The organism is Azospirillum agricola (assembly GCF_020005195.1).
Lineage (GTDB): Bacteria > Pseudomonadota > Alphaproteobacteria > Azospirillales > Azospirillaceae > Azospirillum > Azospirillum agricola.
In genome coordinates, this window is the sequence record NZ_JAIFZR010000004.1 from 372,235 (window position 1) to 387,251 (window position 15,017).

Consider the following 15,017-nt stretch of genomic DNA (forward strand, 5'->3'; position numbering starts at 1 on the left):
TCGTCATCAGGCCGCGCCGGGCGCGGAGAACAGGGCTTGGCGCAGACGCCGCCGGAGGCCGACCGGCATCAACGAGTGCATGGTGAAGGTGGCGAGCGCCATCGGCGTCGGCCGCCCGTCGCGCAGCGCCGAGTTCAGGATCCGCCAGCGCACCCCGGCGGTCCGCGCCGCCTGCTCGCCGCCGGTGGCCTGCAACAGCAGGCTGGCGTAGGCGCGCGGCGACAGCCGTTCGCGCATCGACTCCGCCCACTCGATGGCGAGGTCGATGTTGCGGCAGGTCGACAGGGTGACGCGGTTGTTCTCGGTGTAATGGACCGCCATCACCTGCGGGATGTGGACCAGCGCCACGCCGTCCAGCGTGCCGCAGGTGATCAGCCATTCCCAGTCGTCGAAGCGCGATTCCGGGATGGGAACCTGCTCCAGCAGGGCCTTGGGCGCCAGCAGCGTGGTGGTCGGCGCGAAGGTCTCGCCCTTGAACAGGCCGCGGCGGACGAAGAGATAGTCGCCGATGGAGTCGTTCACCGTCGCCAGCCGGCGCGGCCAGGCGAAGTTCCCGCGGGCCGTCACCACCTGGCAGCGGCAGCTGATGATCGGGTAGCGCACGCCGGGCGGACGGGCCGCCATTTGCAGGGCCACCTTCTCCGGCATCCAATGATCGTCGTCGTCGAGGAAGGCGATCCACTGGCCCTTGCCCCGGCGCACGCCGATGTTGCGGGCCTCGGCGGCGCCCTGGTTCTTCTCAAGCTCCAGGACGGTCAGACGCGGGTCGGCCAGCGTCGCCAGATGCGTGGCGGTGGCCGGGTCGGGGCCGTCGATGACGACGATCACCTCCAGGGCCTTGTGGGTCTGCGCCAGTGCGCTCTGCACGGCCCGCATCACCATGTCGGGGCGGTTGCGGGTCGGTATGACGACGGTTACCAGCTCTTTCGAGGACTTCATGATTGTGCCTTCGGTCGAAGGGGAATGGGGAGTGGCCTCAAAATGGGCGGCCGGGTCCGGCATAGACCGGTGCGTTGGCGGCGTAGGCGGCCTGCTCGCGCGCCTGCCTCTGCGCGCGGGCGTGGTGCTGGGCTTGCAGGAAGCGCTGGCGGCGGCTGTGCTCCATCAGGCGGACGACGCCGATCACCAGGACGATCCAGTTCATGGAGTGGCGCTCCAGGAACACGCTTTCGGAGATCGAGATGGCGATCAGCGCGCAGCCCACCGCGAAGGCCCAGGCCGGCTCGGCCCGGCTGGCGCCGTAGCGGGCGGCGAAGAAGCCCTGGAACAGCAGGCGGCCCATGATGACGATCAGGATGATGACGCCGGGAACGCCGAGGTCGAGCGTCGCCTCCAGCCAGCCGTTGTGGGCGGAGTTGATGCCCCAGCTCTCGACGAAGGAGCTTCCCGGCCCGTAGGCGCCGTACCAGTAGGCGGCGTAGCCGTAGCCGAGCAGCGAGCGGTCGGAGATCGAGCCCAGCACATGCTCCCACAGCACGGTGCGGCCGGTCAGGGTTGGATCGCGGCCCAGCGCGTAGAGCGCGTCGTGCCAGAAGGAGGCGGTGGCGGTGCCGGCGAGGATGAGCGCGACCAGCATCAACGCCATGGTCGGCGCGAAGCTGCGGATGTTGCCGCGCACCAGCCCGGTGGCGAGCAGGGCGGCGGCCACCAGCACCGAGGTGACGAGGCCGGTGCCCGAGCGCGACATGACGATCAGCAGCAGCGCCAGCGCCAGCAGCGAGCGCGTCACCCAGCGCTTGGCCTCGCGCTGCCAGTCGAGCCACAGCAGGCACAGAACCAGCCAGACCATCATGCGGCCGGTCACGTTCTTCTGGAAGAAGATGCCCTTCCAGGCGCCGACATGCTGGGCGCTGTCCAGACCGACCGCCGGCATGGCGACGACCGAGGCGAAGGACAGGAACATCAGCGCCGACAGGCCGGTCACCAGCAGGCGCATGATCTCCGGGAAGGTGAAGCGGAGCGCCATGTAGATCCCGAACACCGTGGTGAACAGGAAGGCGAGCGAGCGCCGCAGCGTGACGTCCGGGTAGAGCGACCACAGCGCCGAGACGAAGGCCAGCACCAGCAGCACCGTCACCGCCGGGCTGGCGGTGGGGATGCGGAAGGCCAGGCTGGGGCGCAGCGCGATCAGCAGCAGGATCAGCACGTAGATGCCGGCGAAGAACATCATGGCGCCCGACGATTCCTGATCGGCGGCGACGACGCTGCCGCCGGTCAGCAGAACCGGGAGCACCGTGCCGCCGAAGGCCATGATGCACACCACGGTGATGCTCTTTTCCAGAAATTCGAGGATTCTCATGAGCTGCCGTTCCGCTTTTGGCTGTGCAACAAGAAGATGCCCACCGATGCCGCGCCCGCGTAGACAGGCGGAGGCGTTAGACCGAAGGAGGCTTTCCCCGTCCGGGGTACCCGCAACCGCCGTGTCCCCTCCTTTTCCCGCGCTCCGATTGGCGGTCCGTGACGCTGTCCCCCGAAACGCCTCGAGGCCCTTCGCGCCGGGGGAAGCGCGAAGGGCCTCGAGGCGGGGTGGGGCGGCCTTACGACCCGTCGCCCTTCAGAACCATCACCGCCGTCTTGCACAGGATGAAGAAGTCGAAGAGCAGGCCGCAGTTGCGGACGTAGAAGACGTCCATCGACACGCGCTCCTGGAAGGTGGTGCGGTGGCGGCCCGACACCTGCCAGTAGCCGGTCAGTCCGGGGCGGACCGTGCCGATCACCTCGGCCGAGGGGCCGACCTCCGGCAGTTCCTTCGGCATGTAGGCGCGCGGACCGATCAGGCTCATGTCGCCCATCAGGATGTTCCACAGCTGCGGCAGCTCGTCGAGCGAGGTCTTGCGCAGGAAACGGCCGAGCGGGGTGATGCGCGGATCGACCGTCAGCTTGTGGTAGGTCATGTACTCTTCGCGGGCGACCGGATCGTTTTCCAGAAGCTGCTGGAGATGCTCCTCGGCGTTGATGTGCATCGAGCGGAACTTCAGCAGGTCGAAGGTCTGCTTGCCGCCGGCCCAGCGCTTCTGGCGGAACAGCACGGGGCCCGGGCTGTCGAGCTTGATCGCCACGGCCAGCCCGAGCATCAGCGGGGCGACCAGGACCAGCAGGATGCTGGACAGCACGATGTCCATGGCGCGGCGGATGCGCAGGTAGCCGGTCGGCGGACGGACGCTGACGCGCAGGGCCAGCGAGCCGTGCAGGTTGTGGTAGGTGGCGTCGACGGCGCTGACGTTGCCCTCGCCCAGCACGCAGTAGACCTGCTTGAAGGGCAGCTTGCGCACCAGATCGGTCACCTCGCAGCCGTGGCGGCCCATGTCGGCGACGATGGCGGCGTGGGCCAGGCTGGCCATGGCCGGGGATTTCGCCAGCAGGTCGACCGGACCGATCACCGGCAGGCCGGAGACACGGGTCTGCCAGAGGGAGTCGTCGTTGTCGACGAAGCCGACCGGGCGCATGCCGAGCCAGGGCAGGCGCTGGAGCTTCTCGGCGATGGCGGCGCCCTGGGCGCCGGCGCCGACGATGACGACCGGGGTCCGCCAGTCGAGCGCGCTCGCCAGCAGCCCCTGGATGAGCAGAAGGTCGGCGACGTAGGTGGTGGCGAAGCCGAGCAGCGCGATCGACAGCGCCTCGACGAAGAAGGAGCGGAAGCCGTCCATCACGATGAAGGGAACCGCCAGCACGGCGCAGCACAGGAAGGCCGCCTGGAAGGTGCGGCGGGTCCGTTCCATGTAGTCGAAGCGGCCCAGCGTGTAGATCCCGAAGACCGACTTGACCAGCGGCACCAGCATCAGGCCGGTGACCAGGGAGCGCTGCCAGGCTTCCGCCTCGACGGGGGCTGTTTCGGGCGCGAAGAAGTGGTTCAGCGCCCATCCGACCAGAGCGAGCACGAAACCGTCGGATAGGGCCAGCAGAAGTCCGGGGGCCAGAGGCGGAATGGCCGCCTTCTTGGCCGGGGTCAGATCGATGACCACTTCGGGGTCCAATTTGCTCATCGCAGGTCCCGTGAGTTTGAAGGGAATGCCAGCCAGCCCGCACGCCCGCCGTGCGGGTGGTCGCTCGTCATCAGCCTTTCGACCGGCCTCAACATTCTCCCGCCGCAAAGCGCCCATCACGAAATTCGCCATCGGCGTATTTATGAGAACTGCGCTCTTTATGCGACGTGGAAGCAGGGCCGCGTCTTGTTGAAGTACGAATTAGGATGAGGAACGCCGTTCAGCAACAGATCATAGGGGTTTTGCTTCCGCGTCGGCGATAACCCCAGGGCTTCGAACGGTGCGGGCCATGAAATATTAAAGACGATGCTTTGGTGGTGCCGCCTCCAGAGGGGATAGCGCAACGGGTGGGCCGACCGGGCGTGTCCACCCCGGTCGGCACCTTCCGCTATCCGCGAATTGTGGGTAGAGGGGTGCCGACGCTCATCCCTTCGGTCGGGTTTTCCGGTCGGCCCCGACGGGCGCCGCCGGACGGCCCGCCGAAGAGGTGGGGGCGGGCGGCTCCGAACGGGGTTCGCCAGCAATTCCGGACAAGGCGTCGGCGCGAACGCCCCCTTGCGAGTTTCGGTTGCGCGGCGGCAGAGTCGGCCAGGACGGAATGTGTACTCGCAAGGGGGTGCCCCCGCGCGCCCCCTCGCCCGGAGCGGGAGAGAATAGCCCCGAAGAGTGCTCCGACCGGCTTCAAGGCCGAATTGACGGTGCTCCGACCACTCCCAATGATTGGGGCCACTCTTCTTGTGCGGTCGCGAGAGCACGGCCGCGCTCAGGCGTTGGTGCGGGGAGACGCATGGCTTCGGAAGCTGGAAACATCATCAGGCATGGCTGGCTGTTCATGGTGGCCAACGTGGTCAACCGGGCGGCCGGCCTGCTCTTGCTGCCTCTCTACACCAAACTGCTGGCGCCGCCCGAGTTCGGCGTCTACGCGCTGGTCGTCGTGGTCAGCGACCTGCTGGCGGTCATGCTGATGATCGGCATGAGCAACGCCTTCACCGCGGTCTATTTCGAGCATGAGGAGGGCCGCGACCGGCAGCGCGTGGTGTCGACCTGCCTGATCGCCCTGTTCGCCGTGTCGGTGTCGATGCTGGGGCTGGCCTATCCGGCCGGGCTGGCGGGAAGCTGGGCGATGTTCGGGTCGGGCGAGCACGCCCCGGTGATGGCGCTGGCGCTGGCCGGCGTGGCGCTGACCACGCTGTTCGAGCTGGCGCTCGCCTATTACCGGGTGCGCAAGCGGTCGGGCCTGTGCCTCCTGGTGTCGGTGGCCAAGGTGGTGGCGCTGCTCGGCTTCAACCTGCTGTTCCTGTGGGGCATGGGGCTGGGCGTCGAGGGCATCTTCCTGGCCAACGGCGGATCCTTCGCGGTGCTCGGGCTCGGGCTGATGGTGGTGATCCTGCGCGAGAACGGCGCCGGCTTCTCCTGGCCGGTGCTCAAGCGGGTGGCGACGCTCGGGCTGCCCTACATGCCGCAGTCGCTGCTCGACATCGCCAACAACTTCGTGGCGCGCTGGCTGCTGAACATCCTGCTCTCCACCGCCGCCGTCGGCATCTTCGCCTTCGGCATGCGGCTGGCGCAGATCCTCTACATGTTCCTGACCGCGTCCTTCCTGCAAATCTGGTCGGTCAGCCGGCTGGAGGCCGGGCGGGAGAGCGACGGCACCCAGGCCGATTTCGTCTTCCACCTGTTCGTGACGCTGCTGACCGCCGCCGCTCTGGGGATGGCGCTGACCGCGCCGGAAATCCTCTGGCTGATCGCGTCGGATGCCTACGCGCCGGTGCTGCCCTGCATGCCGCTGCTGGTGCTGGCCTTCGTGCTGCACGGCGTCCGCATGAACCCGGAGGTCGCCATCCTGAAGGCGCGGCGGGTCGGGGTGCTGCCCTGGATCTCGGCGGCGAGCCTCGCGGTCGGCACGGCGCTGGCGGTGGTGCTGGTGTGGCGCTGGGGCGTGTTCGGCGCGGCGCTCGCCAATCTCGGGCGTGAGGTCTTCCAGCTCGTGCTGACCGAGGCGGTGCGCCGCCGGCTTGCCGAGGGCGACGTGCCGCTGAACGCGGCGCGCATCGGCTGGATCCTGGCTCCGGCCGCCGTCGCCTACGCCGCCGGGGCCTATCTGTTCGGCGACGCGGTCGATCCGACCTTCACGGCGGAGAAGGTTCTGCTGACCCTGGCCTTCCTGGGGGTGGTTCTGTTCGGCCCCGGCATCGGATCGGCGGGACGCGCGGTGCTGGTCAAGATGCTGCCGCGCCTGCCGCGGCGGGCGCCCTCGACCCCCTGACGGTGGCGGGGAGCGGACAAGGGGAAAGGGCCGGCAGCGTGCGCTGCCGGCCCTTTCCCTTAGACCTTCGATCCGAGCGGCGGATCAGGCCGCGTGCTGCAACAGGTCCTGGTGCAGCGAGTCGTAGTAGCTCACGATCGCTTCGGCTGCCACGAGGTCGGCATGGGTGACGTGGGCCAGATCGACGCCGGCGGTGGTCAGAACCGTGTCGATGTTCGGCTGGGTGGCCATCGCGTTGTACACGTTCGTCGCGGCGGCGGCTTCGGCGGCCGGAGCGGAGGCCGCGGCGGCCTTGGCGGCGGCGTCCACGATGGTGCCCAGGCCGGTGCCGTCGGCGATCGTCGCCTGGGTCGAGTTCGACAGCTTCAGGCTGAAGGTCTCGTTGCCCTCGGTGACGCTGTCGCTCAGCACCTTGACCGTGACGGTCTTGCTGATCTCGCCGGCGGCGAAGGTCAGCTTGCCGCTGGTCGCGGTGTAGTCGGAGCCGGCCTTGGCCGTGCCGTCCACCGTGGCGTAGTCAACGGTCACCGCCTGGGTGGCGGCCGAGGACAGCTTCACGGTGAAGACCGCGTCGGTCGTGGTGGTGGTCGAACCGCCGGTCGAGCCGCTGAACAGGCCGGCCTTGATGGCGTTGTACTTGTTGTAGTCGACCTGCCAGCTGTCGGTCATGATGCCGCCGGTGTCGCCCGAGCCGGGGCTCCAGGCCCAGTAGGTCCAGCTCGCACCCTGGTCGCCCTTGGCCAGGTCGATGGTGCCGTTGCCGTCCCAGTCGCCGTTCATGTACTGGATCAGCTTGGGCATCCAGACCTTGTCGATGGCGGTCTCCATGCGGCTGCCGAACTCGCCGATCAGGACCGGGTACTGGTCGTTCTTGATGAGGTTGCCCCACATCTGGTCCCACTTCGCCGGCATGTTGTTCGGGAAGTCGGACGCCTTGAACCAGTCCATCATGTGCAGCGACGGACCGTAGTCGTGCACCGAGTAGACGAGCTTGTTGTCGACGTTGAAGTTGACGTCGTAGTTCTTCTGGCCGAGCAGGTTGCCGCCCCACCAGTACCAGTTGTTGTTGACGATCTCGACGCCCTCGACGATCATCAGCCAGTCCTTGTTCACGGACTGGATGGCGTTGCCGATCCGCTCGGCGGCGCGCGCCCAGTCGGTGGACGTGTTGCCGTCGCCCCAGGTGGCCGCGCCATGCGGCTCGTTGTGCAGGTCGGCGGCGATGACCGCGTCGTTGCCGGCGTAGCGCTGGGCCAGCATCTTCCAGTTCTCGATCATCTTCGATTCCGGATACTGGCTGGTGTACCAGAGGCCGTTCTCGTTCGCCGACGCGCCGTCGCCGGAGCGGTGGTGGTCGAGGATGATCTTCATGCCCGTCTTCTGGGCGTAGTCGATGATCTTGTCGAAGACCTGGAGCGAGGTCAGGCCCTTCAGATCCGGGTTCTTCGAATAGTCGATTCCGGTCGGCATGCGGCCGTTGTCGAGCATGGCGTCGGAGAAGGGCAGGCGGATGACGTTGAAGCCAAGTTCCTGCATCTTGTTCATGTGGTTCTGGTAGCTGTCCATCCACAGCCCCTGGGGCGCGAAGGCGTAGCCCTCGGCACCGAACCAGTTGACGCCCGTCAGCTTGACGCTGTTGCCGGCGCTGTCGAGGATCTGCCCGCCGTCGGTGTGCAGGAAGCCCGGCGCGATGCCCTTGGAGCCCGTGCTGGTGCCGGCGGTCGGCTCGGTCACCGTCACGTCGTTGACCGACAGGCTCGGCTGCGTCGGGTTCGTGGGATTGGTCGGGTTCGTCGGCGTCGTCGTGCCGCCGTTGGCGAAGAACGACTTGTCGGCGTTCACGACCAGCGTGCCGTTCCACCACATGTCCTTCTGACCGGCGGCGACGTCCTTGCCGTCGAGCGCGCCCTTGTCATAGGTGACGATGCTGTCGGTGGGGGCGACGGCCTTGCCGCCGATGGTGATCTTGTTGACGGTCAGGTTGCGGTCCTGGCCGTTGATGTAGGCGTCGTTGTCGTACTGGATCTGGACCTTGTGGGCCTGATCGGCGGTGACGTTCGCGTTGAAGGTGTAGTCCTTCGCGCCGGTCGTGGCGGTCGCCTCGCCGATCACCTTGCCGTCGACCATCACCTTGAAGTGGGCGTTCACGCCGCCGGCGGCCATGCCCTGGGCGTTGACGATGATCGGCGTCGTGCCGGTGGTGGGGTTGGTCGGGTTGGTGGGGTTGGTCGGCGTCGTCGGGGTGGTCGAGCCGGGGAAGAAATCCTTGGCCATGCTGAAGTTCAGCGACCCGTTCCACCACATGCCCTCCTGGCCGGCCAGGGTGCCCTGGCCATCGGCGGCGTAGGAGACGGCCGAGTTGGTGGAGGCAAGGGTCTTGCCGTTCACTTCGATCGACTTGACGAGGAGATCGCGGTACATGCCGGACTTGTCCGTGGACAGCCAGTCGTTGTCATAGACGATCTGAATCTTGTGCGCGGCGTCGGGCGCAACCTTGGTGGTGAAGCTGTATCGGCCGGCGTTGGTGGAATTGACCGTCGCCTGGCCAACGGTCACGCCGTCGACGAGGAACTTGAAATGCGGCCAGACCCCTCCGGCAGCCAGACCCGAAGCGTTGACGACGAAGGTCGTATCGACGGGGTTCGTTGCCATTGGAAGTAACCTCTTTTCCGTGTTTCGCTGGAGCCCAGATTGGACGGAAAAGGTTAACGAGGTATTTCGCATTTTAGGGAAATGCGGCCCTAATGCCACGCAGGGCTGTGAAAAGAAAGAGACGCGAAAATACCCCTTTTGTGATGCGCAAGCGCAACAAAGTGGTATTCGCGTCTCTAAATATATGGATTTGAATGATATTTTTCTGAGTCGCCTTGCCTCAATCGGGCTTGCGAGCAACCATGAACACCTCGGGACGGAACAGATAGAGCTGACCAACCCTTCCGAGCTTGCGCTTTAGGGTTAACGGCAAGCGTCCCAAAAATGCCTCCACCCCCCGCACATAGGCGAGATAGCCGCGTCCGGCGAAGTGGAGGTTCCAGCGCCGCCGCAACGCCATCGGCGCGACGTAGACCGCCTCGATCCGGTCGAAGCCGGCCTGGCGCAGCAGGGCTTCCGTCTCTGCCCAGATGTATTCGCGCAGATGCATGCAAATCGGCTCGTCCAAGCCGAACACCTCCGACAGATCCATCGGGCCCGCGAACTTGTGCGGCATGTTCAGGACGTAGCGGCCGCCCGGCTTCAGGATGGCGAGGACGTTCTCCATGTGGAGGGAGACGTCCTCGGGATGGAAATGCTCGATGACGTGGGTCGAGATCACCGAATCGTAGCGGTTGGCCGGCTCGAAGCGGGCGAGGTTGACGCCGTCGCAGCAGCGCCATGTGATGTTGGGATCCTCCTCGATCCAGCGCTCGCCGCGCTCCCGCGTCACCTCGGTGGCGACGCAGCGGTAGCCGTGGCGGGCGAGGTAGCGCAGCAGCCGCGCCTTGCCCGACCCGACCTCGTAGACGTCCTGCGGCCCGCCGAGCAGGGTGAGGAAATGGCGGAAGTCGAGATCGTCGTCGCGGGTGCCCGCGTCGTCCTCGGCCTCGTTCAGCCAGGGGCAGCCGGAATAGAGCGTGGTGTAGGCGCGCTCGAAGGTGTCCCAGCGGTTCTCCCGGCTGGAATCGAGCAGCTCGCGGGCGAGCTGGCGCTCCAGGTCCCAATGCTGCCGCACCATCGCCTCGCTCAACGGGTAGGACGGGGCGAGATGGAACTTCCGCTTGTAACGGGTGATCAGGTCTTGAGCATCCAGGGTGGTGGTTGGCTGATCCAAGATCGACCTCGTTCGGTGAACCGCGACACCACCGAGATGTGGGGCCGCGGCTGCCGGAGTACCCTGGTGCGGACGGGCGGTGGCGCGGCGCGATCGGGCGGGCTAGCGTCACGGATGGCGTTACCCCGTACGGCGCTCAACCGGCACGGGTCTTGCCGCGCAGCGCCTGGACCGCCGCCTCGTACATGGGAAGCGGGCGGGAGTGGCGGTCGTAGGGCGAGGGTTGCGGATCCAGACCGGCGTTCTCGCGCGCGATGAAGTTCAGGTCGGAGCGCAGGTGCCACCAGACCAGCTCCTCCAGCCGGGAATTGGCGGCCACGTCGCTCAGATACTGGCCGGCGAGCAGGGCCAGCGTGCGGTCCTTCTCCGCCCGCGACCAGGAACGCGGCAGGCGCGTCTCGTCGACGTCCATCTCGGTGATGTGGACGGCCAGCCCCAGCCGGTCGACCGCGCGCAGGAAGCGTCGCATGCCCTCGCGGTCGTAGGGCTTGCCGGCGATCAGGTGGCTCTGCAACCCGATGCCGTCGAGCGGGACGCCGCGCTTGACCGCGCCGGTCAGCCAGTCGAGCAGATAGGCGCGCTTGCGCTGCTGCCAGCCCTCGTTCAGCTCGATGCCGAACTCGTTGATCACCAGCTTGGCGTTGGGGAAGGCGGCGCGGGCCTGGTGGAAGAAGGGGTCGAGCCATTCCGGCCCGGCTTCCGCCCCGCCGGCGGCGACCCACCACATGCCGCGCCGGAAGCCGAAGCGGTCCTGCTCCTGCGGGTGGCTGTCGGCGGTCTCCCAGAAGAAGACCTCGTTGGCGACGTCGATCCGGTAGAAGCTGTCGCCGTAGCGGGCCTTGACGCGGGCGACCGTGTCGGCGAAGCGCGCCTGCACCGTGTCGGGGCCGAGCGTGCCGTCGGGCGAGAAATAGGCGTTCTCGGCGATGCCCAGCTCGGGCTGCCGCTCGACCGGCAGCTTCATGTAGGGCGGCATGCCCATGTGCTGCCAGATGATCGTGTGCCAGTTGGGCATGGCGCCGATGCCGCGCGCCAGCTCGACGCTGGCGTCCATCCGGCGCCAGTCGAAATACCCCTCCTCGGGTTGGAAGACCGCCCATTTCCCGCCATTCTCCGGCGTGACGACGTCGCATTCGCGGGCCATCAGACGGTCGAGAGCCGGATCCTCGGGATCGATGAAATGGTCGCGCGCGGCGCCGTGCCGGATCTTCGCGGCGCGGCAGACGTCGCGCAGCGTCACCGCCGGCTCGTCGGGCCGGTCCGGGTGGGAGGCGGCGGCGATGGCGGCGGTCGGGTCGGTGGCGGCGCGGCAGCTCGCCAGGACGGCGGCGCAGGCCGCCACGCGCAGGACGTCGCGACGGCGGGGGAACGGAAGCGTGAGCTTGGTCATAAGGGCCAGTCCACGTGCTGTTTTCGACGGAGGGAATGAAAAAACTCCCTCTCCCGGTCAGGGGAGAGGGAGCGCCGAAGGCTTGGTCCGCGGGCCTTACGGGGCGGCCCGCAGGCTGCTGTCGCCGTAGTATTTGCGGGTCGCCATGTAGCTGTTGTACGGCCCTTCATACCCGCGCGAGGCGGCCTTCTTCAGGTTCACGTCGGTCATCACCGCGATGAACTTCTCGTGATCGATCGGGCCGAGGTCGGCGACCGCCTGGAGGTCGCTGGCCGTGGTGTGGCCCCAGCGGCTGACGAACAGCACCTTGGAGGCGGCGCCGCAGACGATGCGGGCGTCCGACACGGCCAGCGCCGGGGCGGTGTCGAACACCACCAGGTCGAAGTGCGGCGACAGGCCGGCCATCAGGTGGACGAGGCCGTCGACGTTGAAGCGGTCGAGCGTCTCCGGCATCAGGCGGCCGGCCGGGACCATGGCGAAGGGCACGTCGTCGCTGCTGTGGACGATCTCGTCGAGGGTGGCGGTGCCGGCGATCCAGTCCGACAGGCCCTTCTTGGCCGACAGGTTGAACAGGCCGTCGATGCGCGAGCGGCGGAAGTCGGTGTCCACGACCACAACGCGGCGGCCGGCCTGGGCGGCGACCTGGGCGACGGCGAGGCTCATCGAGGTCTTGCCGTCCTGCGGGCGGGCCGAGGTGACGGCGATCGAGCCGACCGGACCCAGATCCGACAGGTGGTTGCGGAACAGGGCGCGCAGGGATTCGCTGAACAGCGAGAAGGGGTGGTTCTGGAAGATCTGGTAGAGCCGGCCGCGGGCGCCGCGGGTCGAGTGGTGCGGGACGATGTGGACGTTGCCGACGCCGAGGATGCGGCGGACGGCCTCCGGCGTGCGGATGCGGCGCTGGAGCAGCTCGATGCCGAAGACGGTGAAGATGGCGATGAAGACCGAGGCGGCGAAACCGGCGATCAGCAGAAGGACGCGGAAGGGACCCGACGGCTCATGCGGGACCTGCGGCGCCGAGACCAGCTTGACGGCGGTTGGGAAGGCGCGGTTGTCCTGCTGGGCCGAAACCTCCTCCAGGCGGGCCATCAGGCTGTCAAGCAGGGTGCGCTTGGCGGTGGCTTCGGACTCCAGGGTGCGCAGCGGCACGGCCTCTTCCGCCATCGTCTGGTAGCCGGATTCGAGCTTGGCGATCATCGCCTTCAGGGCGTTTTCCTGCTCGATGGCGACGTTGGCCGCCTCGCGGACGCCGGTGATCTCGCGGCGCATTTCGGTCTGCATCGAGGAGTTGGCCTCGGACAAACGGGCCTGGAGCTCCAGGATGCGCGGGTGCTTCGGACCATACTGGCGGGAGAGCTGCGCCATTTCCGTGGAGATGGCGGCGACGGTGGCGCGGAGCTGGGCGACGACCGGCGAGGCGATGCTGGCGCCGTTGCCGCCGCGACGCTCCAGCGTCTCGGCCTGGGCGACGGCGCGGGCGCGCAGGGCCGAGGCTTCGGCCAGGCGCAGGCGGGCCTGCTCAAGCTCGCCGGTGGCCATCAGGCCGTTGCCGCCCTTGACCAGCCCGGCCTTGAAGCGGATGGATTCGACGCGCTGGTCGGCCTCGGCGACCTCCTTGCGCAGGGTGTCGATGCGGTCCTGCAACCAGGCCACGGCGCTGGTCGACAGGTCGCGGTCCATCTGCTGGCGGGTTTCCATGTAGCGGCGGACGATGGTGTCGACGACGTCCTGCGCCAGCTCCGGGTTCTTGGCGGTGTAGCGCACCTGGATGACGCGCGAGCGGCCGACGATGGCGACGTCCAGCTTGCGGCGCAGGCGGTCGAGGATCCCGTCGATGCCGGCCGAGGCGTGGGCCTCGCGGGCCAGCGTGTCCTTGGTCATGCCGTCGCCATGGGCGAGGATGGCGGTGACCGGGCCGGGCAGCTCCTCACCCCAGACGAGATGGGCCTTGTCGCGGAGGAAGGCGGTGGCCCGCTCCACGAAGGGCTTGGTCTCGTCGGCCTGGACCGGCGGGTTGAATTCCGGGTTGGTGGCGAGCTTCAGGTCCTCCACCGCGCGGGACAGCACGGCGGTGGACTTCAGGATCTCGATCTCGGAGAGGATGGCGGCGTCCTCGGCCGGGATGGAGCCCAGCGCCTGATCCTCCGCCCGCACCACGCGGACCTGCCGGTTGTCGACCAGCAGCAGGGCTTCCGACGTGTACTGGTCCTTCAGCAGCGAGACGCCGAAGGCGGTGAGCGCCGTCAGCAGCACGACGATGACGGCGATCAGCATCTTGTGGGCGCCGAGCACGCGCAGGATGAAACGGAAGTCGGGGCCCATGGCGGGGGCCTGTCCCTCGAACTCGTTGCGCGGCATGTGATGGCCGACGCTGGTGGGCCAAGCCGGAGCCGGCGGGCCGCCGCGATTGATCTGGGGAAGGTTTTCCACGTCTCAAAGCTCCTTGTGCATGGGCGTGCGGGGCGCGGCCGAGGCGGACCCGGTGGACTGGATGGGGGCGGGACGAAGGGGCGTGGACCGCAGCGAGGCGGCACGGCGGAGAAGCAGGACGGTGCGGGCGAAGCCGAACGCACCGACGCAGTAGCGGTTGAACAGGCGCTTCGGTTCCTGCGCCAGCCGGAAGGCCCATTCCAGGCCGGAGCGCTGGACGGCCTCCGGCGCGCGCTTGAAGCGGCCGGCCAGGAAATCGACGATGGCCCCGCCGTTGACGATCAGGACCGGATAATCGAGCGAGCGCTTGAGCAGCGCCGCCACCTCCTCCTGCCGCGGCATCCCCATGGCGAGCAGGATCACGTCGGGACGCGAGGCGCGGGCCTGGGCGATGTAATGCTCGACCGGATGGAAGCCGTGCTGGAGGTCGGCGTACTGGTGGGGCGTGTTCGTCTCCAGCACGGCGCGGGCGCGCTCCAGCCAGGGGGTGGCGGTGCCGTAGACGGCGACCTTGCGGGCCGGCAGCGTGCGCAGAAGCAGCGGGATGAAGTCGGTGCCGTTCATATTCAGGCCGGGCTGCAAGCCCAGGAAGGGCAGCACGGACTGGAGGCCGACCCCGTCGCGCAGCAGGATGTCGGACGCCCGGAAGGCGGCCAGCGCCGGATCGGAGGCCATGCAGACGTTCACGCCATGGGCGTTCAGGAAGGACAGGATGGTCGGCCGTTCCACCGCGCCCAGGGACGCCAGCAGAGCGCGGCGTTCGGCGTCGTTGGACACGCACCGCATTCGCTCGACGAGTTCCAGGACGTCACGAGGGCTCGGCATGCGCATCTCCTGAGGAAAGAGGGGCGGGAGCGGGGACGGACCGCTCCGGCCGGTCGATGATGCTGGCGCGGGTGGGCGACTACTCCCTTGGAGCGCCGCCCGGGAACCGCACGTGGCTCTATGTGGCCGGTCCTGCCCCCTTTTCGCACGGGCGAGATTGGTGAAGCCGGGGCGGATTCGAATTAGCCCGGCCTCGCCGTTCGGGGTGGAATCGGCTTGCCGGGGCAAGCGGTTCAGCCCATATAGGGAACCCGGTCCGATGCGGAGGCGCGGGTGCGCCGCGCCGGCGCGTCGCCGCATGCGCCCCCTGAGCCA

At 67.9% G+C, this 15,017-nt stretch carries 9 protein-coding genes; 1 reads left to right on the forward strand and 8 read right to left on the reverse strand.

Features of this window, described 5'->3' with window-relative positions:
* Positions 1-6: 6 nt before the first annotated feature.
* The 3 genes from JN22_RS10620 to JN22_RS10630 all read right to left on the reverse strand — a co-directional run bounded on the left by JN22_RS10620 (position 7) and on the right by JN22_RS10630 (position 3,983).
* Entirely contained in the window at positions 7-939 is a 933-nt protein-coding gene (locus JN22_RS10620) for a glycosyltransferase family 2 protein (RefSeq protein WP_085553908.1), read from the reverse strand.
* 37 nt (positions 940-976) lie between these two features.
* Positions 977-2,299: an O-antigen ligase family protein gene (locus tag JN22_RS10625; RefSeq protein ID WP_085553909.1), complete on the reverse strand. Its 1,323-nt coding sequence runs from the start codon at positions 2,297-2,299 to the stop codon at positions 977-979.
* A 238-nt stretch (positions 2,300-2,537) separates the two neighbouring features.
* The gene (locus JN22_RS10630; protein WP_085553910.1) at positions 2,538-3,983 is read right to left on the reverse strand and encodes an exopolysaccharide biosynthesis polyprenyl glycosylphosphotransferase; all 1,446 of its coding nucleotides are present in this window, start codon (positions 3,981-3,983) and stop codon (positions 2,538-2,540) included.
* 787 nt (positions 3,984-4,770) lie between these two features.
* On the opposite strand from JN22_RS10630, the gene JN22_RS10635 reads away from it, so the two are divergent.
* Positions 4,771-6,249: a lipopolysaccharide biosynthesis protein gene (locus JN22_RS10635; protein WP_085553911.1), complete on the forward strand. Its 1,479-nt coding sequence runs from the start codon at positions 4,771-4,773 to the stop codon at positions 6,247-6,249.
* 84 nt (positions 6,250-6,333) lie between these two features.
* On the opposite strand, the gene JN22_RS10640 is transcribed toward JN22_RS10635, so the two are convergent.
* From JN22_RS10640 to JN22_RS10660, 5 genes are all read right to left on the reverse strand, one after another.
* Positions 6,334-8,901: a cellulase family glycosylhydrolase gene (locus JN22_RS10640; RefSeq protein ID WP_085553912.1), complete on the reverse strand. Its 2,568-nt coding sequence runs from the start codon at positions 8,899-8,901 to the stop codon at positions 6,334-6,336.
* A gap of 220 nt (positions 8,902-9,121) precedes the next feature.
* Positions 9,122-10,057 (reverse strand): class I SAM-dependent methyltransferase, encoded by a 936-nt coding sequence (locus JN22_RS10645; protein ID WP_223677666.1) that lies wholly within the window; start codon positions 10,055-10,057, stop codon positions 9,122-9,124.
* Between the two features lie 136 nt (positions 10,058-10,193).
* Positions 10,194-11,447, reverse strand: coding sequence for an endo-1,4-beta-xylanase (locus tag JN22_RS10650; protein ID WP_085553913.1), 1,254 nt, complete (start codon positions 11,445-11,447; stop codon positions 10,194-10,196).
* Between the two features lie 96 nt (positions 11,448-11,543).
* Positions 11,544-13,877 carry a GumC family protein gene (locus JN22_RS10655; protein WP_223677667.1) on the reverse strand — a complete coding sequence of 778 codons (2,334 nt, stop codon included), beginning with the start codon at positions 13,875-13,877 and terminating at the stop codon, positions 11,544-11,546.
* Between the two features lie 3 nt (positions 13,878-13,880).
* On the reverse strand, positions 13,881-14,702 hold the full coding sequence (locus JN22_RS10660) for a WecB/TagA/CpsF family glycosyltransferase (protein ID WP_085553914.1): 822 nt from the start codon (positions 14,700-14,702) through the stop codon (positions 13,881-13,883).
* Positions 14,703-15,017 lie beyond the last annotated feature (315 nt).